25 protein-coding genes are annotated in these 25,248 nt (G+C 49.9%); 10 read left to right on the forward strand and 15 right to left on the reverse strand.

Going from position 1 to position 25,248, the window contains the following annotated elements; all coding sequences use genetic code 11:
• Position 1: 1 nt before the first annotated feature.
• Positions 2–958 carry a hypothetical protein gene (locus tag XMA152_RS01915; protein ID WP_254443081.1) on the forward strand — a complete coding sequence of 319 codons (957 nt, stop codon included), beginning with the start codon at positions 2–4 and terminating at the stop codon, positions 956–958.
• A gap of 39 nt (positions 959–997) precedes the next feature.
• Here the strand turns inward: XMA152_RS01915 and zapE are convergent, their stop codons facing one another.
• The 7 genes from zapE to yrfG all read right to left on the reverse strand — a co-directional run bounded on the left by zapE (position 998) and on the right by yrfG (position 7,286).
• Complete coding sequence (zapE, locus tag XMA152_RS01920) at positions 998–2,392, reverse strand: cell division protein ZapE (protein WP_217363978.1); 1,395 nt, start codon at positions 2,390–2,392, stop codon at positions 998–1,000.
• Positions 2,393–2,592: 200 nt separating this feature from the next.
• Positions 2,593–3,075 (reverse strand): Ivy family c-type lysozyme inhibitor, encoded by a 483-nt coding sequence (locus XMA152_RS01925; RefSeq protein WP_173481750.1) that lies wholly within the window; start codon positions 3,073–3,075, stop codon positions 2,593–2,595.
• 34 nt (positions 3,076–3,109) lie between these two features.
• The gene (locus tag XMA152_RS01930) at positions 3,110–3,391 is read right to left on the reverse strand and encodes a hypothetical protein (RefSeq protein ID WP_173481749.1); all 282 of its coding nucleotides are present in this window, start codon (positions 3,389–3,391) and stop codon (positions 3,110–3,112) included.
• A 175-nt stretch (positions 3,392–3,566) separates the two neighbouring features.
• Complete coding sequence (locus XMA152_RS01935) at positions 3,567–5,114, reverse strand: phosphoenolpyruvate carboxykinase (RefSeq protein WP_173481748.1); 1,548 nt, start codon at positions 5,112–5,114, stop codon at positions 3,567–3,569.
• Between the two features lie 186 nt (positions 5,115–5,300).
• Positions 5,301–6,179, reverse strand: coding sequence for an Hsp33 family molecular chaperone HslO (gene hslO / locus XMA152_RS01940; protein WP_173482560.1), 879 nt, complete (start codon positions 6,177–6,179; stop codon positions 5,301–5,303).
• 67 nt (positions 6,180–6,246) lie between these two features.
• Positions 6,247–6,627, reverse strand: coding sequence for a ribosome-associated heat shock protein Hsp15 (gene hslR, locus XMA152_RS01945; RefSeq protein WP_173481746.1), 381 nt, complete (start codon positions 6,625–6,627; stop codon positions 6,247–6,249).
• A complete protein-coding gene (gene yrfG, locus XMA152_RS01950) occupies positions 6,624–7,286 on the reverse strand; it encodes a GMP/IMP nucleotidase (RefSeq protein ID WP_173482561.1) in 663 nt (220 codons plus the stop codon). The genes hslR and yrfG overlap by 4 nt, the downstream gene beginning before the upstream one ends.
• A gap of 40 nt (positions 7,287–7,326) precedes the next feature.
• Here yrfG and nudE point away from each other — a divergent pair, with 40 nt between their 5' ends.
• Entirely contained in the window at positions 7,327–7,872 is a 546-nt protein-coding gene (nudE, locus tag XMA152_RS01955) for an ADP compounds hydrolase NudE (protein WP_173481744.1), read from the forward strand.
• On the opposite strand, the gene XMA152_RS01960 is transcribed toward nudE, so the two are convergent.
• Complete coding sequence (locus XMA152_RS01960) at positions 7,873–8,157, reverse strand: hypothetical protein (protein ID WP_173481743.1); 285 nt, start codon at positions 8,155–8,157, stop codon at positions 7,873–7,875.
• A gap of 214 nt (positions 8,158–8,371) precedes the next feature.
• Between XMA152_RS01960 and XMA152_RS01965 the strand changes: the two genes are divergently transcribed.
• On the forward strand, positions 8,372–8,956 hold the full coding sequence (locus XMA152_RS01965; RefSeq protein WP_173481742.1) for a superoxide dismutase: 585 nt from the start codon (positions 8,372–8,374) through the stop codon (positions 8,954–8,956).
• Positions 8,957–9,004: 48 nt separating this feature from the next.
• Here XMA152_RS01965 and XMA152_RS01970 read toward each other — a convergent pair whose 3' ends face one another.
• Positions 9,005–9,613, reverse strand: a complete 609-nt coding sequence (locus XMA152_RS01970; RefSeq protein ID WP_254443080.1) for an arylesterase — start codon at positions 9,611–9,613, stop codon at positions 9,005–9,007.
• Positions 9,614–9,707: 94 nt separating this feature from the next.
• Between XMA152_RS01970 and XMA152_RS01975 the strand changes: the two genes are divergently transcribed.
• The 3 genes from XMA152_RS01975 to XMA152_RS12690 all read left to right on the forward strand — a co-directional run bounded on the left by XMA152_RS01975 (position 9,708) and on the right by XMA152_RS12690 (position 13,093).
• The gene (locus tag XMA152_RS01975) at positions 9,708–10,391 is read left to right on the forward strand and encodes an ABC transporter ATP-binding protein (RefSeq protein WP_173482562.1); all 684 of its coding nucleotides are present in this window, start codon (positions 9,708–9,710) and stop codon (positions 10,389–10,391) included.
• Positions 10,388–12,865 carry an ABC transporter permease gene (locus tag XMA152_RS01980; protein WP_173482563.1) on the forward strand — a complete coding sequence of 826 codons (2,478 nt, stop codon included), beginning with the start codon at positions 10,388–10,390 and terminating at the stop codon, positions 12,863–12,865. Before XMA152_RS01975 ends, XMA152_RS01980 begins: the two co-directional genes overlap by 4 nt.
• Before the next feature lie 105 nt (positions 12,866–12,970).
• Complete coding sequence (locus XMA152_RS12690; protein WP_256368141.1) at positions 12,971–13,093, forward strand: hypothetical protein; 123 nt, start codon at positions 12,971–12,973, stop codon at positions 13,091–13,093.
• Positions 13,094–13,153: 60 nt separating this feature from the next.
• Here the strand turns inward: XMA152_RS12690 and rpiA are convergent, their stop codons facing one another.
• On the reverse strand, positions 13,154–13,825 hold the full coding sequence (rpiA, locus tag XMA152_RS01985) for a ribose-5-phosphate isomerase RpiA (RefSeq protein WP_173482564.1): 672 nt from the start codon (positions 13,823–13,825) through the stop codon (positions 13,154–13,156).
• Positions 13,826–13,952: 127 nt separating this feature from the next.
• Between rpiA and ilvA the strand changes: the two genes are divergently transcribed.
• Positions 13,953–15,467, forward strand: coding sequence for a threonine ammonia-lyase, biosynthetic (ilvA, locus tag XMA152_RS01990; protein WP_173481738.1), 1,515 nt, complete (start codon positions 13,953–13,955; stop codon positions 15,465–15,467).
• A gap of 10 nt (positions 15,468–15,477) precedes the next feature.
• On the opposite strand, the gene XMA152_RS01995 is transcribed toward ilvA, so the two are convergent.
• The 3 genes from XMA152_RS01995 to XMA152_RS02005 form a co-directional block, all read right to left on the reverse strand.
• Positions 15,478–15,987, reverse strand: a complete 510-nt coding sequence (locus XMA152_RS01995; RefSeq protein ID WP_173481737.1) for a hypothetical protein — start codon at positions 15,985–15,987, stop codon at positions 15,478–15,480.
• A gap of 69 nt (positions 15,988–16,056) precedes the next feature.
• Positions 16,057–17,418: a sigma-54 dependent transcriptional regulator gene (locus tag XMA152_RS02000; RefSeq protein ID WP_173481736.1), complete on the reverse strand. Its 1,362-nt coding sequence runs from the start codon at positions 17,416–17,418 to the stop codon at positions 16,057–16,059.
• Positions 17,415–19,685: an ATP-binding protein gene (locus XMA152_RS02005; RefSeq protein WP_173481735.1), complete on the reverse strand. Its 2,271-nt coding sequence runs from the start codon at positions 19,683–19,685 to the stop codon at positions 17,415–17,417. The genes XMA152_RS02000 and XMA152_RS02005 overlap by 4 nt, the downstream gene beginning before the upstream one ends.
• A 165-nt stretch (positions 19,686–19,850) precedes the next feature.
• Here XMA152_RS02005 and gshA point away from each other — a divergent pair, with 165 nt between their 5' ends.
• Positions 19,851–21,416 carry a glutamate--cysteine ligase gene (gene gshA, locus XMA152_RS02010; protein ID WP_173481734.1) on the forward strand — a complete coding sequence of 522 codons (1,566 nt, stop codon included), beginning with the start codon at positions 19,851–19,853 and terminating at the stop codon, positions 21,414–21,416.
• Between the two features lie 72 nt (positions 21,417–21,488).
• On the forward strand, positions 21,489–21,956 hold the full coding sequence (gene rsd / locus XMA152_RS02015; protein ID WP_173481733.1) for a sigma D regulator: 468 nt from the start codon (positions 21,489–21,491) through the stop codon (positions 21,954–21,956).
• A gap of 63 nt (positions 21,957–22,019) precedes the next feature.
• Here rsd and XMA152_RS02020 read toward each other — a convergent pair whose 3' ends face one another.
• Entirely contained in the window at positions 22,020–22,712 is a 693-nt protein-coding gene (locus XMA152_RS02020; RefSeq protein ID WP_173482565.1) for an FKBP-type peptidyl-prolyl cis-trans isomerase, read from the reverse strand.
• 93 nt (positions 22,713–22,805) lie between these two features.
• Positions 22,806–23,273 (reverse strand): TIGR02444 family protein, encoded by a 468-nt coding sequence (locus XMA152_RS02025; RefSeq protein WP_173481731.1) that lies wholly within the window; start codon positions 23,271–23,273, stop codon positions 22,806–22,808.
• A 67-nt stretch (positions 23,274–23,340) separates the two neighbouring features.
• Here XMA152_RS02025 and XMA152_RS02030 point away from each other — a divergent pair, with 67 nt between their 5' ends.
• Positions 23,341–25,248, forward strand: a complete 1,908-nt coding sequence (locus XMA152_RS02030; protein WP_173481730.1) for an ATP-binding cassette domain-containing protein — start codon at positions 23,341–23,343, stop codon at positions 25,246–25,248.

Consider the following 25,248-nt stretch of genomic DNA (forward strand, 5'->3'; position numbering starts at 1 on the left):
GATGAATCCACTAATGAAACACCTGCGTGAAGTCACAGAGGACAGTGTTCGCGTTACCCTGACCCTGTTCAAAATACTCATCCCAGCCATCGTCATTGTACGCCTATTGGAGCTAATCGGTGCAGCCGACTTCTTAGCCGACACACTCAGTGCACCTATGGAGTGGCTAGGTCTACCAGCCATTGCCGGCATTGTATGGGCCACCACGCTGCTCACCAACATCTACGCAGGCTTAATTGTCCTATTCACCTACTCACAAGCCTGGACACTTGAGCAGATTACGTTGATGGGCATCCTGATGCTGGGTGCGCACAACTTGATTGTTGAGATCGCCATCACCTATCGAGGGGGTTGCCGATTATTGCCGATGATTCTAATTCGCATCGGCGGCGCACTCGGGCTTGCGATCTGTATGCACTGGGTCTACCAAGATATGCCCAGCATGCAGCAGCTGGTTAGCTTCGATTTTGCCCCAGAGATTGGTGACAACAGTTGGACCGCGTGGCTAAGTGCACAACTCGAGATGCTATTTTGGACCGTTGTCGTCATTTTTGGTTTGGTAGCCGTTCTAAGAATTGCCAAAGTGACGGGTTTAGAGCGCGCCATCGAATATCTACTTAGACCGATTCTCAAACTGATTGGTATTAAACGAGAAGCCCTACCGATGAGCTTAATAGGGATGACACTGGGATTAGCCTATGGTGGCGGATTACTGATTCGTGAAGCAGAGCGAGGCACCATCAGTGGACGCGATATTTTTGCCTCTTTTGCCCTTCTTGGCCTGTGTCACAGCCTGATTGAAGATACCCTACTGATCGCACTAACCGGTGCAGAACTGCACGGCATACTCTGGGCTAGATTGGCTTTTGCACTGATTATCATTGCCCTACTAACGCGGCTACTACCTCTGATATCAGATCAAACCTTCTATCGATTCTTCATGAGAAAGCAGGAGTAATATTAAAAACTGAGAGGCGGCTTTGAGTCGTTGAAGTTTTTACCGCCCCCAATCCTTACCACTCATTTCGACCAACCGAGACGCGGCTCGTCGAAAAGAGAAGGCTAGATCATTGGCGGCCGATAATTTTGCCAGTGACGCGCCATTTAGACCCGTTGCCGACCACTCCATATCTTCACCCTCTTTGGAACGAATCATGGTCGTCGCAAAGGAGCTTGAGTTGCCCCCTTTTTCACTAACAAACAACTCTTCATTGCCATCGCTGCGTTCAATTTGCGCTGAGAAATCGACAAACAGTTCATCGAGTGGGACGTTGGCTGCCAGCACCAAGCGGGTGCGAGATTCATAACACAGGTCAATGAGGGTCAAAAATCGTCGCCCTTCGTCAAGGTGATTGACGTCTAATTGCGGAACACCGTCGATGATGAGGACCGGAAATCGGTCGCAAAGGGAAATATAATCGGACGCGCCAAGCGGCTGGTGACACAACTCGGAAAAATCAAACCAGGCGCACCGGTCATTATGTCGTTTGACCTGGACGGTGCGGCCGAAGCGTACGTCAATGACCTCGTCCTCAGTTCCCGATACAGTGCCACCAAATATCTCTTTAAGCTGCGACTGAATGTTGTTATTGCCATGTACATCCTTGTTTGACCAAAAATAGGAATGACCATCTGCTCGAGTTTCGAGTCGATAATCTCTGGCGGAATCCTCCATGGAGATAATGTCGAACCTGTCTTTTAACATGTCTATGAATGGCAAAAAGAGGGATCGGTTAATGCCTCCCTCATACAATGTATCCGGGGAGCGGTTTGAGGTGGCGACCACTACGACATTCCTATCCAATAATAATGAAAACAGTCGCTTCAAAATCATGGCATCGGCAACATCGGTTACTTGAAATTCATCAAAACAGAGGAGTTGAGCTTCCTGTGCCAATTGTTGTGCAACAACAGGCATCACATCATCTAGTGGGTGCTTCTGTTTGAAGACAAATAGGCGATGGTGCACGTCTAGCATGAATTCATGAAAGTGGACGCGGCGCTTGGTAATAGAAGCCTTAACCGACGCGTAAAAGAGGTCCATTAGAAAGCTCTTGCCGACTCCGACCGGACCATGGATATAGATACCGCGCGGTGGTGGACTAAAAGACCACAAATTGAGTTTCTTTCGAAGAGAGAACTGAGCGGAGACCAAAGATCGTCCAAGTGGAAGCGGGCTGTTGCTAGTAGTACTGCTCGCTATCGATTTATCAGAACCCACAGGGACTGGCGGTAGCAAGGCAAGCGAATCATGCAGAGCATCGAGTTTTGCGGCTAGTGTGACTTGTGCCTCATCTCGTTGCACCTCCCCCGCATCCACCATTCGTTCATAGGTCTCAGTCACGGGGCCTATCGATAGGGGTTGCTGGGTGACGAAATGTTGTGCTGCCATATTCTTCCTAACCGTACTCATCATGAATCTGATCAGTAATACGGTATGGTAGGCAATATATGATCAAGTCTTTCATTGAAACCACTCATCGCGTTTCTCCTGTTTGTTAGATAGTTAAAATTTACCCCCAAGCCTCAGTAATATGAAATTAGATCTGTTTATCGGTCTGATAACCTTTTGGCTATAGTTGATAACGAGAGTTATTTGAGCTCAGCTCTGCAAAGGTCTGCAAACTGAGGCAGAACATAAATTGGCTTATCCCCATCATAGAACTTCAGCTTTACGCCGAATTGGCGAGTCACTTCGTCGAAACTAGTCATCACCCCATGAACTAGAGGGCATGTTTTGGAGACGACAAACGTAAATTTGCTACCCCAACAGTTGTGAGGCTCACACAGACTATAAATTTCAAAAACGAAACCGCCCTCCTCTACGTACTCAACTGGATGCTCCACGGCACCGTTGTCCAGGTATTCAGCCAACCACTGATCTACACCAACCTCGCCTTCAAACAGACCGTTCCATTTCATCCGATAGTCCGGTTTGTCGATCACGTCTGTGAGATAGTCAGGCATTGGTTGTTTTAATACATCGGAGAAATCGTCACGCGTTGGGTTTTCTTCGGCTTGAACTGGAACCGCTAGCATTAACACGCTCAACACAGCTGCTATTTGATTGTTCATAGAAGAGCCCCTCTGTCCTGAGTGGATATCAGTCTCATTTATTTTTTTTGTTTCTGCTGCCCACTTGTTCACCTGCTTTGAAAGCTGCAAGTATTCCTGACAACCCCTTCTTATTTTTTGCCTCGCGAACCGCATCGATTTCAGATTGGTTCAAAGTTATGGCTGGTTTTTTGGACGTGAATTTTATGGAAACAATGAAGCCTACAGCGAAGAAGATGAACAACCCACCAAAGTGCCAAGCTTCAGAAAAACCAAGCCAACGAAGTATTTGGTATACAGGTCCGAGCCAGTCTGCGATTAAGTCCTCATCTAACATCGTTCAGACCCTCCTTTAAACCCTTGATATTTTTTTCTATTGAATCACAGATTAACTTACACCGCCAAAGCCAGGTGTTTCTTACATGGAGTACCCAAGGTTTAAGTTCGAAATTAGTTTTCACAGCAATAAAAAAGGCGACCTTAGGTCGCCTCTCTATACTGCATGCAGCCTCTTAAATTTGAGGGCCTGCAGCAATGATCTTCTCATCAACACCTTCAAATTTTTCGAAGTTGTTAACGAACTGTGCGGTCAGATCGGCACAAGCAGCATCATAATCGGCGCCGTTTGCCCAAGTATCACGTGGCACAAGTAGGTTGTCATCAACACCCTGAACGGTCACAGGCACTTCTAGGTTTAGACCAGGGATGTGCTTAGTTTCCACATCTTTAAGGTGTCCGTGTTGGATCGCTGAGATAATGCCGCGAGTCGTTGGGATGCTGAAACGCTCACCTGTACCGTAGCTACCGCCGGTCCAACCGGTATTCACTAGGTAAACTTTAGAGCCGTACTCTTCGATACGCTTGATCAGTAGTTCTGCGTACTCGCTTGGTGGACGCGGGAAGAATGGTGCACCAAAACAGGTTGAGAAGGTCGACTTGATGCCGCCGCCTGAACCCATCTCTGTAGAGCCAACCAACGCTGTGTAGCCAGATAGGAAGTGGTACGCCGCTGCCTCTTTGCTCAGGATAGAGACAGGAGGCAGTACGCCGGTTAGGTCACAGGTTAGGAATACGATGTTATCTGGCTCGTCACCCATATTAGTCGCCGAACGCTTCTCAACATGGCTCAACGGGTAGGCACAACGACCGTTCTCTGTCAGGCTGACATCGTTGTAATCCGCTTCACGACACTCGTCTAGAACAACGTTCTCGACGATTGCACCAAAACGGATTGCATCCCAGATGATCGGTTCGTTTTTCTGGCTAAGGTTGATTGTCTTAGCGTAACAACCGCCTTCTAGGTTGAAGACACCGCCTTTCGCCCAACCGTGCTCATCATCACCGATTAGGTAACGGCTTGGGTCTGCAGAAAGGGTTGTTTTACCAGTACCTGAAAGACCGAAGAAGAGCGTCGTTGAGCCATCTTCACCAATGTTCGCTGAACAGTGCATTGGTAGCACGTCTTTTTCAGGTAGAAGGAAGTTCTGTACAGAGAACATCGCTTTCTTCATTTCTCCCGCGTAACGCATACCGGCGATCAACACTTTACGTTGTGCGAAGTTCAGAATGACACAGCCATCAGAGTTGGTGCCATCACGCTCTGGCTCACACTCGAAACCAGCAGCGTTAAGAATTTGCCACTCTTCTTTACCCTTAGGGTTGTAGTCGCTTGGACGGATGAAGAGATTTTGACCAAAAAGATTTTGCCATGCAGTTTCAGTGGTCATACGCACTGCAAGGTAGTGACTTGGATCAGAACCGACATGCACTTCAGAAGTGAAAGACTCTTGCTCAGAAATGTACGCTTCAACACGCGCCCATAATGCATCAAACTTGTCTGCGTCGAATGGACGGTTGATTGGCCCCCAAGAGATGGCATCGGATGTGCTTGGCTCTTGGACGATGAAACGATCCATTGGTGAACGACCTGTACGCTTACCGGTAGTAACGACAAGTGCACCTGTGTTTGCTAGTACGCCTTCATTGCGTGCGATAGCAGCCTCAACCAACGCGGCAGGCGTCAGGTTAAGGTGATTCTCTGCGATTGACTCTTTAGTCATCAACTGATCCCTTGGGCTTTAACCCATTTGTACCTAAAAGTTACCGTCCTCAAAGAGGGCGGAACGCGGAAAATAATTTAAATAATATTATTGGTGGTTGGTTTGAAAGGTCGTGGCCAACTCTTTTTGTAGGTGCGCGATTATCTCATAGCCGGGGGCTCTAACAAACCCCCAGATCGATAACCTTTAGTGTAACGAGTCACTCTCGTTCAATGCCCCATCGTTGTGGAACAGTGCTTTAATGTCTTGCGCATCAAAATCATAACTGCGATTACAGAAATGACAAGTTGTTGATACGACACCGTTATGCTCTTCAGCAAGGCTCAGAAGCTCCTCTTCGGTCATCGTTTGCAGAGCGGCTGCACTGCGTTGACGTGAACAGTCACACGAGAAGCTTAACGGCTCAGGATCTATGATACGTGCGCTCTCTTGGTGGAATAGACGATACAACAGTGTCTCGTTATCCAACTCGAGTAGCTCATCGTTTTGCAGGGTTTGCGCCAGAGTAGAGATGTGATTCCAATCCTCATCACCATTGCCAGCAGCCGGTAACACTTGCAGCATCATGCCAGCGGCACGCTGACCATCGGTGGTCAGAATCAGTTGCGTGGGTAGCTGCTCTGATTGGCGGAAATAGCCTTCGATACACTCGGCAACGCTCGCCCCTTCAAGCGGTACAATGCCTTGGTAACGCTGACCCTGTTCAGGCTCCATGGTCAGCGCCATGCGACCATTAACAAAGGAGTGATCGAAACGCTCGCCGTGCTTTAGAGTCTCTTCGTCAAAACGAGCAATCGCACGGACCTGGCCTTTATCGTTGCACTCAGCAAGAAGCAGACGCAGTCCACTGTCGCCCTGTGCTTGAAGTGACAAACGACCTTCGATCTTCAAGTTTGAACTGAGTAGCACAACCGCCGCCAACATCTCGCCCAACAGGTGGCGAATCTCATCCGGGTAGTCACCATAAGCAATCGCTTGCTGGAAACTCTCTTCAAGACCGACAACAACGCCTCGCACGTCGGCATTATCAAACAGGACGCGTTGAATTTGATCAGGTGTGCTCATCAGAAGACCTATAATAATTTAACAATTGGGGCGCGATTTTACGCGGAATTGGTGCAGGTTTCAGCTATCAATCTCGTAAATAACCTTTAACCCGCAACAACTCACGACGGCTCTTTTTATCCGGTCGTGCATCAGGCCCTGAGCCCAACTGCTTACGCATCGCAGCGTTCTCTTCGCGCTTATTGATACTGGCTTGAGTCTCAACGTAGAGTTTTTGAGCTTCTGGCGCGCCACGACGTTGATCAGAGAGTGCAACGATCTCGATCTCTTTCTCGTCGTAGCCCTGACGAATCTTAAGCTTGGCACCAATCTCAACCGCTTTACTGCACTTTGCTCTTTGCCCGTTGTAGTGCACCTTACCGCCTTCAATCATCTCTTTGGCAATGCCTCGGGTCTTGTAGAACCGGGCAGCCCAAAGCCACTTATCTAGACGGATACCGCTACTCATTCGTTTACCATTACCTCATTAAAATCATTGATCGACATAAAATCACAATCACTCATGTCGCGTGGGGGCATCTGCAGATCAGGCTGATCAATCGTTAGCAGATGCTTGATGCCGAAATCATGTGCGGACTGCAGAACCGGTAGACTGTCATCCACCATCAATGTACGTTCAGGGTCGAAGGGTTCATGCTTCATCAGAGCCTCCCAAAAGGCTTGCGACTCTTTCGGATAGCCATAGTCGTGTGAACTGATCACACCCTGCACCTCATCCGCTAAATTGGTACGAGAGAACTTTAAATCAACCCCTGCCCGATGCGAATTGGTGACAATCAGCACACGTCGACCACTCTGTTTAAGCCAAGCTAGAAACTCGGGCACAGAGTGGCGGTAGCCAATCCTATCGGCCACCTCGTGTTTTAGCTCAGCAATCGGTAGCTGAAAGCGCTCACTCCAGTAGTCAAAGCAGTACCAGTTTAATGTCCCCTGCTCTTCCATAATGTTCGACAGGATATATTTCTTAGCCTCTTCAACATCGATTTGGTGAATCTCTGCGTAACGAGCAGGCAGAAACTCAAGCCAGAAGTGTGAATCGAAGTGAAGATCCAACAGGGTGCCGTCCATATCTAAGAAGACGGTGTCTATCTCTTGCCATTGAAGCATAATCGGGGAACACTCTAGGAAACGTTATTTGGATACCAGTATGCCGATCAAACCGGAAATTTTGAAGGTCACTAAGCCAGAGAAGAGTGCGCTGTTTCATGTCGAGCAGGTCGACCTTCGCTTCAGCAATGGTGAGGAGCGTCGATTTGAACGCCTGGCATCCAAGGGCCGAGGCGCCGTCATGGTGCTTGCCATCGATGCCCAACAGAACATCGTTCTGATTCGAGAGTATGCGACCGGCTTTGATGATTATGTCTTAACACTACCCAAAGGGGTGATCGATCCTGGCGAAGATGCACTACAGGCAGCCAATCGTGAGCTTCAAGAGGAGGCGGGTTTTGCTGCCAATCAACTTCAGGTTATCCGGAATATGAGCGCGGTGCCCAACTACATGGGCAACTCACTGACGCTGGTTGTGGCGCAGGATCTTTATGAGAGTCGTTTAGAAGGTGATGAACCAGAGCCTCTGGAAGTTGTGAAATACCCACTGGCGGATATCGAGACACTGGCGATGCAGAGTGATTTTCATGAAGGCCGAGCCATTGCCGCACTGTTTCTGGTCAAGCAATGGCTTGCCGAGCAGTAGTTACTGATCCGCAGACTTACAGGCCAACGTACCAGCTGCAATAACGCGATCCACGCGCTCAGAAAAACCAGCATCAGACCGATCACTACGCAGAATGCGACCGACTTCCAAGTCGTCAAAGCGCTCGTGGACATAATCGGTTAGACAGCTGCAGCGCGCTTCAGAGGCACCTGACACCAGACAACCGTTCATAAACGGTTCGTAGGTTTTGGATCCAAAGTAGTTAACACGAACAATGTAGATGGCGCCCATAACAACGGCGATCCACAACAGAACCTTTGACATGCTTTAAGCCTTGTAAATGATCAAGATGGCCGCATTGTAATCAGAGGTGAACATAATTTCAGCTATCTTTAGTTGCAGATACGAAACAACCGAGTGATCTAAAGACATTACTTTTTGTGCCATTAATAGTCGGGCGAAAGGTGATATGATCGCATCCACTAACTTACCGCCAGGGTTTTTATGCCCTGACTAACTGAAATGATTGGAGCATAAAATGAGCTTTGAACTTCCAGCACTGCCATACGCAAAAGATGCACTAGAACCACACATCTCTGCTGAAACTCTAGAATTCCACCACGGCAAACACCACAACACTTACGTGGTTAAGCTAAACGGCCTAGTACCAGGTACTGAGTTTGAAGGTAAATCTCTAGAAGAGATCATCAAAACGGCACCAGCTGGCGGCGTATTCAACAACGCAGCACAGGTATGGAACCACACCTTCTACTGGAACTGCCTATCACCAAACGGTGGCGGTGAGCCAACAGGCGCTATTGCTGACGCGATCAACGCTCAGTGGGGCTCTTTCGACAAGTTCAAAGAAGAGCTAAACGACAAAGCGGTTAACAACTTCGGTTCTTCATGGACTTGGTTGGTTAAAAACGCTGACGGTTCTTTAGAGATCGTAAACACTAGCAACGCAGGCACGCCAATGACTAACGGTCAAACAGCGATCCTGACTGTAGACCTTTGGGAACACGCTTACTACATCGATTACCGCAACGTACGTCCAGACTACCTAAACGGTTACTGGTCACTTGTGAACTGGGACTTTGCAAACGCAAACCTAGCGGCTTAATCAGTAGCCCGTCATTGAAAAGAGAGCTTCGGCTCTCTTTTTTATTGTCTACTGCACGCCTATTTCCGGTCCCACAACACTCATCACGGTCTCAAGAATGATCGGCTGAGCGACCGCTTTAGGGTGTAGGCCATCTGACTGCATCAGATCCCAATCGGTCGCCACGCCCTCTAACAGGAATGGCACGAGTGGTGCATCAAATGTTTCAGCCAGCTGGGGGAATAGATTAAAAAAAGCGCGGGTGTATCGTGGACCATAGTTGGGCGGTAGCTGAATACCAATCACAATCAGCTTTGCACCTGACTCAGTAATCTTACTGGCCAAAGCTTCAAGATTGGTTTGAATAATATTCAGAGGAGTACCGCGTAAACCGTCATTGGCTCCTAACTCAAGCAGGACCCATTTAGGTTCGTGTAGCTCTAACAGATCGGGAAGTCGCGCCAGCCCCCCGGCTGTGGTTTCACCACTGACACTGGCATTTAATAACGTCAGACCGGAACTTTCCAAACGCTGTTCCATCAACTCTACCCAACCTTCACCCGGGGTTAATCCATAACCGGCCGAGAGGCTATCTCCCAACACCATAATATCCGCTGCCTTAACCGGCAGCGCTAACCAAAAAGCGATGAATAAGTGCAGTATGAAATTCTTTAACAAAACGACCTCGAACCTTTAAAAGCGACGTAACAAACCCAAAATTAATAATAGTCGTAAGGGTATTAGAAGACTATTGGATCATTAAGAGGACACCATGACTAGCCGCTCCGTTCTACTTGAAGCAAAACAGCTGGGAAAACAGTTTAAGACCGGAAGCGGAACACTGGATCTGTTCGTCAATCTCAACCTAACCATTAATGCCGGGGAGACGATAGCGATCATCGGTAAATCTGGCGCCGGTAAATCGACGCTACTCAGTCTGCTTGCGGGGTTGGATACGGCCACCTCTGGGACAGTCGAATTTGAAGGTAAGCCTTTAGAGTCACTGTCGGATGCAGAACGAGCAAAACTCAGAGCCGATAAAATTGCCTTTATTTTCCAATCCTTTCACCTACTGCCCGAGCTAACAGCACAGGACAACGTCGCACTACCCCTTGAGATTCGCCAGCAGCAAAACGCGGAGGCAACAGCGTCGGAATGGCTACAAAACGTCGGGCTGGGTGATCGAACTGATCACTATCCTTCACAACTCTCCGGTGGCGAGCAGCAACGCGTGGCGATAGCGCGTGCTTTTGCAGGTAACCCTGCCCTGCTCTTTGCCGATGAGCCTACCGGCAACCTCGATGAAGCGACGGGGCAGCAAATCGTTGAACAGCTCTTCTCATTAAACGAGCAACAGGGCACAACGCTGATATTGATCACTCACGACCTTGAGCTAGCAAAACGCTGTCAGCGTCGAATTCAACTGAGTAATGGGGCTATCGAGGAGCTGTCATGAGTTCTGCCATTCCCCGCATCGCAAGGCGACAGCTGTGGGTGCAACTGCGCACCATTGAGTGGCGAGTATTAATCCTTGCGGCTCTACTCGCTGTGACACTGACCAGCTTTCTATCGATCGTCAGTGATCGTTTAGAGAGTGGCCTCCTCAGGGAGAGTGCCTCAGTGCTAGGGGCCGATCTGGTCGTTCGATCCAGTCGACCCATTAATGAACAACGCACGGACCTAGCTGAAGAGCTGGGGCTAACCACCACCCGAGTGATTCAATTCCCCACCATGGTCGGTGCTGGTGACAACCTCATCCTAAGCTCAGCCAAAGTAATCTCTGATCCCTACCCGCTCAGGGGAGAGGTGATTACTGATCCACCTATGCAAGTAGCGGTACCTGAGCCTGGAACCGCATGGGCTGAAGAGCGCATTATTGATCAACTGGGTCTGTTGATTGGAGATACCCTGCAGTTCGGTTATGCCGATCTAGTGCTTACCGCCAGGTTAAAACAGTCCCCCGACAGAGGTAGCGGTTTCAACACACTCAACCCTCATCTTCTGGTCAATCAGCAAGATCTTGAGAAGAGCGCGGTACTGGGCCCAGGCTCTAGAGCCGAGTTCCGTCTACTGATCAGTGGTGACAATGATCAGCTTAAAACGTACGAGGCACGTCTAAAACCGACGCTGGAGAACCACGAGCGGATACTGTCACTGATCAATGATCAACCGGTCACCGGTAACGCTCTCGCTAACGGCCTCTCCTATGTTCGTTTGAGTTCACTGACGACCCTACTGCTCGCATCACTGACCATTCTTTTGGCACTGCGTCGCTTCGGTCATGCCCAGCAGAGTCGCAGCGCGCTCTTCTTAAGCATGGGGTTAACACCCAACGCCTTAGTAAGGCTCTATTTTTGGCAGCTCGGCATAGCCGCAACCCTTATCGCAGTGATTGGCGGGATGGCTGGCGCTCTTCTCGCTGGCCTAGCCGATATCTGGCTATCCGGTCTGCTTCCACAAGCGCTCCCTAACGCGCGGTGGACTAGTTACTTAATAGGCCCTGCGTTGGGGTATGCGATGCTACTTCTACTCGGCATGCCTCCAGCCCTGGAGCAGGCCAAGGTGCCCGTTGCACAACTACTACGAAGCGACCAGACAAACACGACTCAAAAAGCAAGCTGGGGACTCTACCTCATCAGTCTGGTACTGCTAAGCGCTGTATTACTGCTATTTTTGGCGGCGCCTGCCGCTGCTGCGGTTTTACTGATCATGCTGGGTATCAGTGGCCTGCTGTTCGGTTGGTTGGCCCAACTGATTCTGCATAGCCTCGGGCGTTTTTTAGCTAACCGTCTTGCCCTTGGGCGTTTGCTCATCATGCGTTTGCGTCAGCAACGTAAATGGCACCGATTACAAGCGGGTGTCATGGTACTGTTACTGATGTTGTTGAGCGTTATCTGGGTGGCTCGTCAGGACTTAGTCAAAGAGTGGCAAGCGCAATTCCCTGAAGACGTGCCGAACTACTTCTTAATCAATATCCAGGAGTGGCAAAAGCCAGGGGTCGATCAGTTTTTGGCAGATCGCGACATTGATACCGAACTCTATCCCATGATACGCGGGCGATTAGTGGACCTTAACGATGCACCGATCAGACCTCAGCTAAACGAAGAGCAGTTAAAGGATAACTCTCTACGCCGTGAGTTAAACCTGACCTGGCGCCAGCAACCACCGGTGCATAACCAGATCATCCAAGGTGAGTGGTGGGATTCAGACTCTAGCGAGCACCAGATCTCAATCGAGCGGGACATGCTGGAGGATCTAGGGCTTAAACTGGGTGACAAGCTCGGCTTTGACGTCGGTGGCCAACCCGTCAGTGGTGTCATCACCAGTGTGCGTGAAGTGAAGTGGGAATCTTTCCAACCCAACTTCTACGTCATTTTCTCGCCAGCAGCACTGCAATCTTATCCGGGCACATGGATCACCAGCTTTAAACTGGCCGAGGAGCGCAAAGCACAAGCGAACGAACTGCTTCGCGAATTCCCGTCGTTAACCTTGATCGATATCGATCAACTGATGAAACAGCTCGCTGGCTGGTTAGAAAGACTCGCTGAAAGCTCGGCCTTTGTGTTGATTATGACGCTGGCGACTGGCCTTATTCTGGTCACTATCACCCTGCTCCAAGCATTAGAACAGCGTAAAACTGAGGTGGCACTGCTGCAAACATTAGGGGCAAGAGCGACTGAGACCAAACAGCTTGATCTCTTGGAGTTTGGTCTTTTGGGTCTGGTGTGTGGCTCACTCGCTGTGTTCAGTGCAGAGATCACCTTGGCAGCCATGAATCAGTTTTTGTTGAAGATACCGCTCTCTGCTCACTGGGAGCTGTGGCTCACTCTGCCAATACTGGCCAGTTTCGCGTTTATTGCGATAGCCAGTCTGCTGCGTGCTCCACTTAAGATAGAGCAGTGCTATGCCATTCTTAAATCCAATGGGTAATAACAACGGCTAATTCCACTATTGGAGTAGTGTTATTTTTCATTAAAGATGTGTAGAATTCGCTCAAATTTTGATCTACATCAACAAATTTGAGGGTTTAAAACCATGGCACACGACGAAAACTTCCGTGACAAATCTGGCTGGGGCTGGATCGCAATCAACCTAGTTGCTCTTGCTTGGATCACTATGCCAGTCAGCATCGCATTGACTCAGGTTGTTCAGTGGTAAGCCACTCAACCAACAAAAAAGGAGCCTAATGGCTCCTTTTTTTGGCTGTACTTTTCCGACTTAGACAGTCAGTGTCTCAACACCCTCTGGCGTTGCCATCAGGACAAGGTCTGCAGGGCGCAGCGCAAACAGACCATTGGTGACAACACCCACCAAGTCGTTCAACTCTCGCTCTAGCCCTTTTGGATTGAGGATCTCCATATCGTGAACATCCAAGATGATGTTGCCATTATCGGTCACAAAGCCCTGGCGGTATTCAGGCTGCACACCCAGCTTCGCTAACTCACGAGCTACGTAAGAACGAGCCATCGGAATCACCTCTACCGGCAGAGGGAAAGCGCCCAATACATCAACCTGCTTAGACTGATCGACAATACAGACAAACTCTTTGGATGCTGCTGCGACAATCTTCTCGCGAGTCAACGCACCACCGCCACCTTTGACTAAGTTTAGGTGTGGATCGAACTCATCGGCGCCATCGACGTAGACCTCAATACCTGATACTGAGTTCAAATCAACCACTTCAATGCCATGTGAGCGCAGACGCTCGGCAGAAGCTTCCGAGCTGGCCACGGCCGACTCGAATGCACCTTTGTGTGCTGCCAAAGCATCAATAAAGCAGTTAGCCGTAGAGCCGGTTCCGATACCAATCACCGAATCCGCTTTTAATTTTGGCAATACATAATCCAGTGCCGCTTGTGCGACCGCCTGTTTCATTTCGTCTTGAGTCATCAATCCATCTCTAAACAGTCAATTTTCGGGTGTTTTAGCAGCCATTTGCCTGGCTATCTAGACGCAATAGCAGTGAGTCTATACCATTTGCATCCATATTTCTTAAGCAAAACAGCTCTTGATCACTATGCAGCGATACATACGAAAAATTCTTGAAGCGCGTGTTTATGACGTAGCCGTCGAAACCGCACTGGATGACGCACCCGGTTTGTCCGAGCGCACAGGCAACAAAGTCCTACTAAAACGTGAGGATGAACAACCTGTCTACTCGTTCAAAATTCGTGGTGCCTACAACCGTATGGCTCAGCTGACCGATGAAGAGAAGGCGCGCGGTGTAATTACTGCATCCGCCGGTAACCACGCTCAAGGCGTTGCAAATGCGGCTAAGTACCTTGGTATCAAAGCGACCATTGTCATGCCCAAAACCACGCCAGACGTGAAAGTCACCAACGTGCGTCGCTTGGGAGGAAAAGCGGTTCTGCACGGTGATGCCTTTGACGATGCGCGCCAGCATGCTGCAAAACTGGAGCAAGAGAAAGGCTTAACTTACATCCCGCCCTACGATGATCCCGATGTCATTGCAGGACAGGGTACCGTTGCAATGGAGATGTTGCGCCAGCATACTGGCCCCATCGAGGCGATCTTTGTACCGGTCGGCGGTGGCGGCTTGATTGCCGGTGTTGCTGCTTACGTTAAATACCTTCGTCCCGAGACCAAGATCATTGGCGTTGAATCGGATGAGTCCGCGTGTCTTGCACTGGCTATGGAGAAGGGTCGTCGTGCCACACTGCCACAAGTTGGCATCTTTGCGGACGGTGTCGCCGTAGCTCAGATCGGTAAGCACACTTGGGAAATCTGTAAAGATCATGTCGATGAAGTGATCACCGTCAGCGTGGATGAGATCTGTGCGGCCATTAAAGATATCTTTGACGATACCCGTGCGGTGTCAGAACCCGCAGGTGCCCTAGCGGTTGCCGGCCTCAAACGCTATGTCGAGCGCGAGCAGTGCACCGGCAAAAATCTAATCGCCATCAACTCAGGGGCCAACGTAAACTTTGATCGTCTGCGTCATGTTGCTGAGCGTTCAGAGATCGGTGAAAAACGTGAGTTATTAATAGCGGCCAAAATCCCAGAGCGACCAGGTGCCTTTAAGCAGTTCTGTAAAACGCTGGGGAATCGCAACATCACTGAGTTCAACTACCGCTATAGCGACAGCGATGCGGCCGTGGTGTTTGCCGGTGTTCAAATCCGAAAAAACAACGATGGTCGCGAAGAGTTACTGGCCGAACTTAACGACGCATTAGATGAAGTGACAGACCTTACCGATAACGAGGTGGCAAAAAGTCATATTCGCTATATGGTTGGCGGTCACAAGCCTGATGCCTGTGGTGACGAAGCGCTCTTCCGCTTTGAATTTCCAGAGCGTCCAGGCGCGTTGATGAAGTTCCTAAATACTCTGGGTGGGCGTTGGAATATCTCAATGTTCCACTACCGCAACCACGGCGCTGCCTATGGACGCGTTTTAGTGGGTATGGAAGTGCCTAAGAAAGAGCGTTCTGAAGTGCGTAAGTATTTAGACGAGTTGGGCTACACCTGGTTTGAAGAGACCACCAACCCAGCCTACCAGCTCTTCCTAGGTTAACCGAAAAACATCAGTGGTGTTCTGGGGTCTCGGGTGAGACGTCGAACACCTCTTTAGTTAGCGCTTTCATTCCGTATACCAGCAACGAAATAGTTCCCCAGGTCAGACCCAGTACGACACCAGCATCGACAATGCCGCGCCAAGGTTGCGGGATAGAGTGCACCACAATGATCAACACAATGATAAATGTGGTCAGTGAATAGCTGACGATTTTGCGCTTCTTAGTGGTATGGAAGAACCCCATGCAAAAGAGCGGTGCGAGTACCAAACGCGCAGGCGTCACATGGTGACGAAGGTAGCGAGCTCGCGCTGCTGCACGAGGTGAAAAGTTTTGCTGGAAGCCTCGATATCCCTCTGCAAATCCCATAAAAACCAACGAGAAAGCCAGTGCCACCCAATGGCCAAAACTCAATTCAGCAAACGGAAGTTCCAAAGCCATGGGGGCTAAGCGATAGATTGCACTGCTCAACAGAGCAACAACGCCAACAATACCCCAAACAGCTGCAATTGAACCCAACATAGAGAGTCGCCTTATATTCAAACAAGCGGGCAAGTATAACGAATAGTCAGGTCCTGACAACCGGGTGCGTTATTTGTAGTCCGCTTTATCAAGACCGTACTTACGCATTTTGTCAGAGAGGGTTTTTCTAGGTAGACCCAAAGCGGCCAGCGTCTCTTTGATTGAGCCGGCATGACGAGCCAATTCGGTTTGAATCAACGTTTTCTCAAAGTACTCAACGCGATCAGGTAGGCTCATAGTGGTGTTCTGATTACTCTCCAACTCGCCCGCTTCCCCACAATTGAGCTCACCGAGCAGCACAAAACGCTCCGCCACATTGCGCAGCTCACGCACGTTACCTGGCCAATCATAGGCGACAAGTTGCTGAATCTGCTCCGGTGTTAGCGGTTCGACTTCACGGCCAAACTGACCTGAGGCGACCAGAGCAAAGTGTTTAAACAGCAAAGGGATATCTTCGCGGCGTTCCCTAAGGGCGGGTAGATCGACTCGAACGACATTGAGTCGATAGTAGAGATCCTCTCGGAAATCGCCCTGGTCGGCCGCTTCACGCAGGTCCACTTTAGAGGCGGCGATGACTCTTAAGTCCAGTGAAATAGGGTCGTTCGAACCTAAACGCTCAATGACACGCTCTTCCAACACACGCAGCAGTTTAATCTGCAAAGAGATCGACATGCTTTCGATCTCGTCTAAGAACAGTGTTCCACCTTGAGCATGCTCTAACTTACCAATTCGACGATTTTTGGCGTCGGTAAAGGCGCCCGCCTCATGGCCAAAGAGTTCACTCTCAATTAGGTTTTCAGGAACCGCCCCACAGTTAATGGCGACAAAGTTGGCCCCGCGACGGCTGCTGTTTTCATGGATATAGCGAGCTAGCAGATCTTTACCCGCTCCGGTCTCACCGTGAATCAAAATATCCGCAGGGGTATCAGCAACCGCTCGAACAATATTACGCAGCTGTTGAATGCGCGGACTGGCGCCAATTAAACGAGGGCCTGCCGCGTTGTGAGTGGCTAGTTCCTCTTTAAGCGCTCGGTTTTCGAGAGTTAACGAGCGCTTTTCGATCGCACGACGTACGACATCAATCAGCAGCTCAGAGGCAAAGGGTTTTTCAATGAAATCGTAGGCGCCATCACGGATCGCCGTTACCGCCATAGAGATGTCGCCATGACCGGTAATAATGATGACCGGAATATCAGAATCGATGGCTTTGATCTTAGCCTGTAGCTCTAAACCGGTCATACCCGGCATGTTGATATCGGTGACGACAATCCCCGACCAACCTGAACTGATGATACCCAACGCCTTTTCAGCACGATCACAGGTCACCACAGAGTAACCTTCAAGCTCCAGCGTTTGCCCAGCCGAATCCAAGATGTAGGCGTCATCATCTACCAGTAATACTTGAATCTCGTCAGCTCTAGACTCTGTCACTCGGACTCCTTAGTTGCTTGTGCACTGGGTGGTTGAGCCCTATTTAGAAGAATACGAAACTCGGCGCCACCCTCGGGTAAGTTGTGGGCGCTAAGCATACCACCAAGCGACTCGACAATCCGCTGCGAAATAGAGAGACCAAGCCCCAAACCAAGCCCCTGCTCTTTTGTGGTAAAAAATGGTGTAAAGATCTGCTCTAACGCCTCATCACTTAAACCGGGTCCGGTATCGCATACAGAGATGGCGATCTGCTCCCCGAGAAACTCTGTACGAACCTGAATCTGCTTATCTTCACTCTGCTCCATCGCTTGAGCAGCGTTGTTGATCAGATTCACCATCACCTGCTCCATACGCAGAAGATCCGCTTTCAACCAAATTTGATCCGAGTTATCGGGCCAGGTGATCTCAACATTTTGACGCTCTAACTGCCCGTAAAGGATAGACATAGCCCCATCGCGCAGATCACGCAGCGACACACTACTCTGTTGCGGATCTTGCTTACGCGAGAACTCTTTCAGGGGGTGCAGTATGTTGGCCATTCGCTGCGTCAGATTGGCAATCTGCTGCAGATTGCTCGTGACTCGTTCTGCATTATTCAGTGTCTGAAACTTCAAGGCGTTATCGGCGTAATTGCGAATTGCCGTCAGTGGTTGATTCAACTCGTGGTTTATACCGGCTGACATCTGACCAATGGTCGCCAACTTAGCCGCCTGTACCAACTCGTTCTGAGTTAACTGGTGATTTTCGATCTCGGACAATAGCTTTTTGTTGGCGGCCTGAAGGTCCTGAGTACGCTCTGCAACACGACGTTCAAGCTCATTTTGTGCACGCTGTAAGGCCTGTAAATGCTCGCGACGTTCGGTGATATCAACCAAGGTGACAATCAGGTGATAACGGCCACTCTGCTCCATGTTACTGAGGGTCAGTTCAACCGGGATAACGCTACCATTAGCGTTGAGGCAATCCACCTCCAGCTTCAGATGCTGTTCACGGGTTGCGACCTCTAACTCAATATAGCGCTTCAGTAGTAACTGATCCTGCGGCGACAGTAGCTCATGAAACGGCTTGCCGATGATCTGATCCAAGCGATACCCCAGCAGTCTCTCCAGCACCGGATTAAAGTACTCAATCTTACCTTCTGTATCGATCAGAGAGAGGCCAACCTGAGTATTATTAATCACGCCTTCAATGCGCGCTTCCTGCTCTTTTCGAACTCGGCTTTCACGCTCAGTATAGCGCTGACGCTCAATGCGAATGCGGCGTCGCTGAAAGGCCACAAGACTGGCCAGAACGATCAACACACCCAGTATCGTGGTAATCAACTGCACCACCAATACGCGATCTTCAACCGTTTGCAGATTGGCGAGATGGCGAACGGTCAGACCAGTGTTAGAGATCTGGTCCGCCAACAGCAGATACTGTCGTGTGTCGAGCTCGGCCGATGCTGCAGGGTTGTCACTCTCATTGTGCAGCACAGTAATGATCTCAAACTGCTCATCCTCCACACTGCGTTTAGCAATATTCAAAGAATTAAGCGGCTGATCACCGTATCGAAGACTTTCGGCTATCCGCTTCATCTGCTCATCTGACAGCGGGCTGAGTGTCTTAAACATCCAATCTGGCTCGGTACTGATAACGATAACGCCATCCTCATCTGACACCATCACTTCGGTGGCCGGGTTGTTCCAGCGCTCTTCGATCTGATCCAAGTCGATCTTAACGACGACAACCCCAATGATTTCACCATTGCGGTGCATCGGGTGACTGAAGTAGTAGCCCCGTTTATTCGTCGTACTGCCCAAAGCAAAATAGCGCCCCGACTGCCCTTTCATGGCATCGGTGAAATAGGGCCTAAATGAGAAGTTCCGCCCAATAAAACTGGTCTCTTTAAACCAGTTGCTGGAGGCTCTGGTGTAGCCCGCACTGTCCATCACATAGATATCCAATGCATTGACCAGATCAACGGCTCGTTGCAGATAGAGATTCGCCTGCCCAACACGCTCCTCTTCGGCGCCAGTGACCGCATCAGCCAGTAATTCATGATCGGCTAACAGTTCGGGCAAGCTACGAAAACGATCCAGTCTCTGCTCCACTGACACTCGGTAACGATCAAGCTCACTGGAGGCCTGCTGATGCAGCTCCTCTAATGCCTGTTGACGGGTAAACAGGGTCAAGTAGATCAAAGAGACGACAAACAGCGTAAGCACACCTAAAATCACTTCGGGTCGGAAAGGTAAGAACTGTTTGGGCGTATAACGCTCGGGCATCGACTATCCTGTATAGGCGTTTTAAATAAACAGATATCGATTTTTCCACCTTGCAGGGCATCCCACAACCCCGATGTTGAATATGAAATTAAATCGTCTGCAATCCTCGTGGTTTCTGAAGGCTCTCTGATATACTTCGCCAACCAAGAGTAAGGAAGCTTCAAGGTGTTACAAGCAGTTAAAGAGAATCTGGATCGCCTCGTTGCAAGCGGTCATCAACATCTGTTGCGTGAGCTAGGTCACGGCATCGAGAAAGAGGCACTTCGAATCGACAGTGCCGGTCATATTGCCAAGACAGACCACCCCGCCGCGCTGGGTTCTACGCTGACCCATGGACAGATCACGACCGACTACTCTGAAGCTCTGATGGAGTTCATTACCGGAGTCAGCACCGATGTGCGCGACTCACTCAAAGAGCTGACCGAACTGCATCAATTCACCTACTCTTTACTAGGTCATGAATCGCTCTGGTGTGCCAGCATGCCCTGTGCGATCAAATCGGTAGATGACATACGCATTGCCGAATACGGCAGCTCCAACATTGGACAACTGAAGTACATCTATCGTGTGGGCCTTGAGCATCGTTACGGAAAGATGATGCAGACCATCGCAGGCATTCACTACAACTTCTCGATTTCGGAAGCCTTCTGGCCAGCGTGGAAACAGGTGTGCGACTCGGAACTTAGCGACCAAGATTTCGCCTCCGATCGTTACTTTGCACTGATTCGTAACTTCCGTCGTTACAGCTGGTTGCTGCTCTACCTGTTCGGTGCATCACCGGCTGTCAGCAAAGATTTCTTGCACTCTGTAGAGCACCACCTAGAGCCTCTCGACGATGATACCTATTACCTCCCCTACGCAACGTCACTGCGTATGAGTGATCTGGGCTATTCAAACAGAGCCCAAGAGGGGCTGAACGTCTGCTTCAACCATCTTGATACCTACTCAGACTCTCTTCAGGCTGCGATACACCAACCGCACCAACCCTATGAAGCGATTGGTATTAAAGTCGATGGCCAGTATCGCCAGCTCAACTCCAATGTGTTGCAGATTGAGAATGAGTACTACAGTGACATTCGTCCGAAACGCGTTGCCTTCAGCGGTGAAAAACCTGTCCACGCACTGATGGAACGAGGGGTTCAGTACATCGAAGTACGTAACACCGATATCAACCCACTGCTGCCGATTGGTATCGATCTGCAGCAGAGCCTCTTTATGGACGCCTTCCTGTTAACCTGTTTATTTGCAGGTGAGCAACTACTTACTAGCACTGAATGCGCTATGGTAGCTCACAACAAAGACAAGATTGTCTCTGAAGGGCGTCGCCCAGGTCTGATGCTTGAGACTCTTGAGGGCGAAGTGTCACGTGAGCAGTTTGCTCGCGACATCCTCGATCAGGTGACTCTGGTCGCTGAATTACTCGATCAGATCCACGGCGGAAATGCCTATCAACAAGCGGTTCAGAAACAGTATGAACTGGTAGCTGATCCGCAGCTGACTCCTTCAGCTAAAATTATTAGCGAGCTGAAATCGAGCTCACTCACCTTCCAACAGTGGACGCTCAAAATGGGACAGGTGCACCGCGAGACCCTGTCACGCGAACCGCTTGATCCAGCTGTTAAACATCGACTAACTGAAGAGGCTGAACAGTCACTGGCCAAACAGCGCGATGCTGAATCACAAGATGAAGCACCCTTTGATGAATTCCTTCAGCACTACCTAGCCTCCTAAGTGGAACTTAGTTATCACTTGCCAGCACTCTATCGATCGGCATAGACTGAAATCTCAATTGGAGGTTTTGTTATGTTAGAGAACTGCAAAGATGCTCGTGAACGCTGGGGCGGTGTCAGCACCATTATTGACCATTGGCTGGATGAACGTGCCGCGTTAATTCGAATTCTAATGGAAATTCCCCATACTCAAGTGGGCGAAGAGTTGGATGCGCGACTGGGTGAATTTTGCCAACTCTTGGTAGACTACCTCTCATCAGGACACTTTGAAGTTTACCAACAGCTGGTAGCAGAGGGAGAAGCCTTCAGCGATTCACAACTAGCAGAGGCTCAAGCACTCCTTCCCAAGATTCAGATTTCAACCGATCTTGCGCTCGATTTTAACGACCGTTTCTCTGATCTGCCTGCAGCGACCGTTGAAGATATCCGCTACTTCAGCGAACAGGTCTCTAAACTGGGCGAAGCCTTGGCTGATCGATTTGAGTTAGAGGATCAGATGATCGCCATGCTGCATGAGACACATCGCGAAGCCGTTAGCTAAATTTGCGGGACACTGAAACAAAAAAGGCTGCCCAAATGGCAGCCTCTTTTATATATGAGCAATTTACTCAGCCGGATTGATCGCAAGCAGTTCAACTTCGAACACTAGCGTCGCGTTTGGTCCGATCATACCGCCAGCACCGCCAGGGCCGTAAGCCAGATCAGATGGGATCACTAGACGTCCTTTACCACCCTCTTTAATCATCTGCAGACCTTCAGTCCACCCTTTGATAACGCCAGACAGCGGGAAGGTCACTGGTTCGCCACGACCGTAAGAGCTATCGAACTCTTGGCCATTGATCAGCATACCTTTGTAGTGCACTTTGACGTTATCTTCTGCTGTTGGTGTAGGGCCTGCGCCCTCTTCCAAAATCTCTACCTGAAGACCCGTATCAGTAGTGACAACACCTTCACGCTTAGCATTCTCTGCCATGAAGTCTTGGCCATTTTTCAGGTTAGCATCCGCTAGTGCTTGCTCTTTCGCCTGTTCAGCTTCTAGCTTTTTCGCTTGGAATGCCATCATCACATCAGACAGCTCCTGCATGGTCATCAACGGCTTGTTGCCTTCGAACATGTCCTTAACACCCTGACTCAGTAGATCGTAGTCAAGAGAGTCGAAATCAGCCATTAGACGCTCACCAAGTACCAAGCCCATGCCGTAACTCAACTTTTGATCATCGGTCGTAAGTTCAGTCGCCTGAGAAGGTGTCGCTAGCATTGCAGAAGATAGAGCAAGCGCTAATACCGCTTTTTTCATTGGAAAATCCTTATTCGTGTTATCAATGAGACCAGTGTCTCTGAATGAGATGAAAGAAACATTAAAACCTATACACCGCAGGATTAAAACCCATTAGGTTTGCGGTTTCAGGCGTTGAAGAACGGCATCCTTATCCTGATCAATATCACTGACGCCGGCTGAGACTCTGTCCAAATTAGATTGCGCTGTTATCAGGTTCATCGCTTTAGGCTTGGGCGCAAGCCACTGATGAAGCATCGCTATCTCGACGCGCTCCATGTTCAGCTCCACCCCTTTTAAATGCTGATACAGGGCTTCAAGTTCGGGGTAGTCATTAAGCTGAGGTTTTAACGACATACGCTGCGACCGAATCGGCAAAATTTTTTGATGCCACGCCTCAATAGCGTCGGGAACCGAATCAGGCCATTCGATCTGCTCAGAAGCCGACCAGAGCGCGGCCAACATTAAATTGACTCGCCCACCTTTCGACTGAATCGATAGCATCGGCTTAGCGACTGACGGGTAGATCTCTAGGGCGAAAGACCACAAAGGGTTGTCGAGTTTTAATCCTGAAGGAACCACGATATCTCCAAATATAAGGAATCTAACAGAGAGGATTACGGCCCTTGCTGTGATAGACTTGCCGCCCATGATACGACTTGAACAGCTCAGTTTACAACGTGGCGCCCAGCGCCTAATTGACCACGCCGACCTAAACATCCATTTTGGTTGGAAGGTCGCCCTTATTGGTGCCAATGGCGTCGGTAAATCGAGTCTATTTAAGCTGATTCTAGGTGAGCTATCACAGGACACCGGGGAGCTACACAAACCCGCTCCTGGCAAGATTGCGCATATGGCCCAAGAGGTCTCCAGCAGTGATCGTTGCGCGTTGGATTATGTACTCGATGGTGACAAGGAGCTGCGCCAGCTGCAGAGCAAACTGGCCATTGCCGAGCAGGAACATAGCCCAGAGTTAGGTGAGCTTTACGCACAACTGGATGCCATTGATGGCTACCGTGCCGAATCCCGCGCCCACACTCTACTCAATGGTTTAGGCTTTGCACCTAATGACGCTAGCAAACCCGTTCAGAGTTTTTCGGGTGGTTGGCGCATTCGTCTTAACCTTGCTCAGGCATTGATGTGCCGATCTGAACTGCTACTACTGGATGAACCGACCAACCACTTAGATTTGGATGCCACCATCTGGCTAGAGCAGTGGTTGAATCAATACCCAGGCACCCTGATTCTGATTTCGCACGACCGCGCCTTTGTCGATGCAACCGCTAACCAAGTCGTACACCTCTATCAGCAACAGCTCACCCTGTATAAAGGCAACTACTCCGCTTTTGAACGCATGCGCGCTGAACGACTCGCGCAACAACAAGCCGCTTACGACAAGCAGCAGGCACAAATAGCACACATCGAAAGCTTTGTGCGTCGATTTAAAGCCAAGGCGAGCAAAGCCAAACAGGCGCAGAGCCGCATTAAAGAGCTAGAGCGCATGGAGATGATCTCCGCGGCACACATCGATTCACCGTTTAGTTTTCGATTCGACTGTTCCGACAAACTCTCATCGCCCCTGCTGAATCTCTACAACACGGAACTGGGTTACAGCGAACAGAGTAAAATTCTTAACGGTGTATCACTTAGTCTTGTACCCGGTCAGCGAATTGGCCTACTGGGTAGAAACGGCGCTGGTAAATCGACCCTAGTCAAAAGCTTGGTCGGAGATCTACCTCTAATCAGTGGCGAGCGCTCCTGTGGTGAGCATCTAAAGATTGGCTACTTCGCACAGCATCAGCTCGAAGCACTGGATATGAACGCCTCGGTTCTGTTGCATCTGCAGCGTATTGCTCCTAAGGCAACCGAAGCTCAACTGCGTTCGTTTGCCGGTTCTTTTGGTTTCAGTGGCGATGATGCACTGGATCCGATTGGACGTTTCTCTGGCGGTGAAAAGGCTCGCCTTGCATTAGCATTGATCGCTTGGCACAAACCCAATCTGCTGCTGCTCGATGAGCCCACCAACCACCTGGATCTGGAAGTTCGTCACGCACTGACTCTAGCCCTTCAGGACTTTGAAGGCTCGATTATCTTGGTGTCCCACGATCGCCATCTACTGGCGAACACCGTCGATCAGTTTCTTCTGGTCGCCGAGGGCAAAGTGACCGAGTTTGACGGTGACCTCGATGATTACCACAAATGGCTAGCGACCCAACGGCAAGAGGACTCTTCACCGGTCATCGCATCGGAAGGCCGCTCACAAAGCGCCGCCGATCGGAAAGAGCAGAAACGCATCGAGGCTGAAAAACGCTCTAAATTACGCCCTTTGCGAAAAGCGCTTGAGAAGCTTGATGCGAAAATGGAGAAGCTCAATCAATCGTTGGAAGCCCTAGAGTCACAGCTTGCCGACACGGATCTGTATACGGATCAACGCAAAGATGAGTTAAAGGCCCTACTAAGCCAGCAGGCCGAAGCTAAAAGCGAATTAGAGGGTGTTGAGCTGGAGTGGTTTGAAACTCAAGAGCAGCTCGAAGAGCTTGAACAAGAGCACGCCTAG

Source organism: Marinobacterium sp. xm-a-152 (assembly GCF_013282965.1).
GTDB lineage: Bacteria > Pseudomonadota > Gammaproteobacteria > Pseudomonadales > Balneatricaceae > Marinobacterium_E.

Bases quoted from the DNA above. Each gene is read 5' to 3' on its own strand.
- XMA152_RS01915 (WP_254443081.1), top strand. From the start codon at position 2: ATGAATCCACTAATGAAACACCTGCGTGAAGTCACAGAGGACAGTGTT.
- zapE (WP_217363978.1), bottom strand. From the start codon at position 2,392: ATGGCAGCACAACATTTCGTCACCCAGCAACCCCTATCGATAGGCCCC.
- XMA152_RS01925 (WP_173481750.1), bottom strand. From the start codon at position 3,075: ATGAACAATCAAATAGCAGCTGTGTTGAGCGTGTTAATGCTAGCGGTT.
- XMA152_RS01930 (WP_173481749.1), bottom strand. From the start codon at position 3,391: ATGTTAGATGAGGACTTAATCGCAGACTGGCTCGGACCTGTATACCAA.
- XMA152_RS01935 (WP_173481748.1), bottom strand. From the start codon at position 5,114: ATGACTAAAGAGTCAATCGCAGAGAATCACCTTAACCTGACGCCTGCC.
- hslO (WP_173482560.1), bottom strand. From the start codon at position 6,179: ATGAGCACACCTGATCAAATTCAACGCGTCCTGTTTGATAATGCCGAC.
- hslR (WP_173481746.1), bottom strand. From the start codon at position 6,627: ATGAGTAGCGGTATCCGTCTAGATAAGTGGCTTTGGGCTGCCCGGTTC.
- yrfG (WP_173482561.1), bottom strand. From the start codon at position 7,286: ATGCTTCAATGGCAAGAGATAGACACCGTCTTCTTAGATATGGACGGC.
- nudE (WP_173481744.1), top strand. From the start codon at position 7,327: ATGCCGATCAAACCGGAAATTTTGAAGGTCACTAAGCCAGAGAAGAGT.
- XMA152_RS01960 (WP_173481743.1), bottom strand. From the start codon at position 8,157: ATGTCAAAGGTTCTGTTGTGGATCGCCGTTGTTATGGGCGCCATCTAC.
- XMA152_RS01965 (WP_173481742.1), top strand. From the start codon at position 8,372: ATGAGCTTTGAACTTCCAGCACTGCCATACGCAAAAGATGCACTAGAA.
- XMA152_RS01975 (WP_173482562.1), top strand. From the start codon at position 9,708: ATGACTAGCCGCTCCGTTCTACTTGAAGCAAAACAGCTGGGAAAACAG.
- XMA152_RS01980 (WP_173482563.1), top strand. From the start codon at position 10,388: ATGAGTTCTGCCATTCCCCGCATCGCAAGGCGACAGCTGTGGGTGCAA.
- XMA152_RS12690 (WP_256368141.1), top strand. From the start codon at position 12,971: ATGGCACACGACGAAAACTTCCGTGACAAATCTGGCTGGGGCTGGATC.
- rpiA (WP_173482564.1), bottom strand. From the start codon at position 13,825: ATGACTCAAGACGAAATGAAACAGGCGGTCGCACAAGCGGCACTGGAT.
- ilvA (WP_173481738.1), top strand. From the start codon at position 13,953: ATGCAGCGATACATACGAAAAATTCTTGAAGCGCGTGTTTATGACGTA.
- XMA152_RS01995 (WP_173481737.1), bottom strand. From the start codon at position 15,987: ATGTTGGGTTCAATTGCAGCTGTTTGGGGTATTGTTGGCGTTGTTGCT.
- XMA152_RS02005 (WP_173481735.1), bottom strand. From the start codon at position 19,685: ATGCCCGAGCGTTATACGCCCAAACAGTTCTTACCTTTCCGACCCGAA.
- rsd (WP_173481733.1), top strand. From the start codon at position 21,489: ATGTTAGAGAACTGCAAAGATGCTCGTGAACGCTGGGGCGGTGTCAGC.
- XMA152_RS02020 (WP_173482565.1), bottom strand. From the start codon at position 22,712: ATGAAAAAAGCGGTATTAGCGCTTGCTCTATCTTCTGCAATGCTAGCG.
- XMA152_RS02030 (WP_173481730.1), top strand. From the start codon at position 23,341: ATGATACGACTTGAACAGCTCAGTTTACAACGTGGCGCCCAGCGCCTA.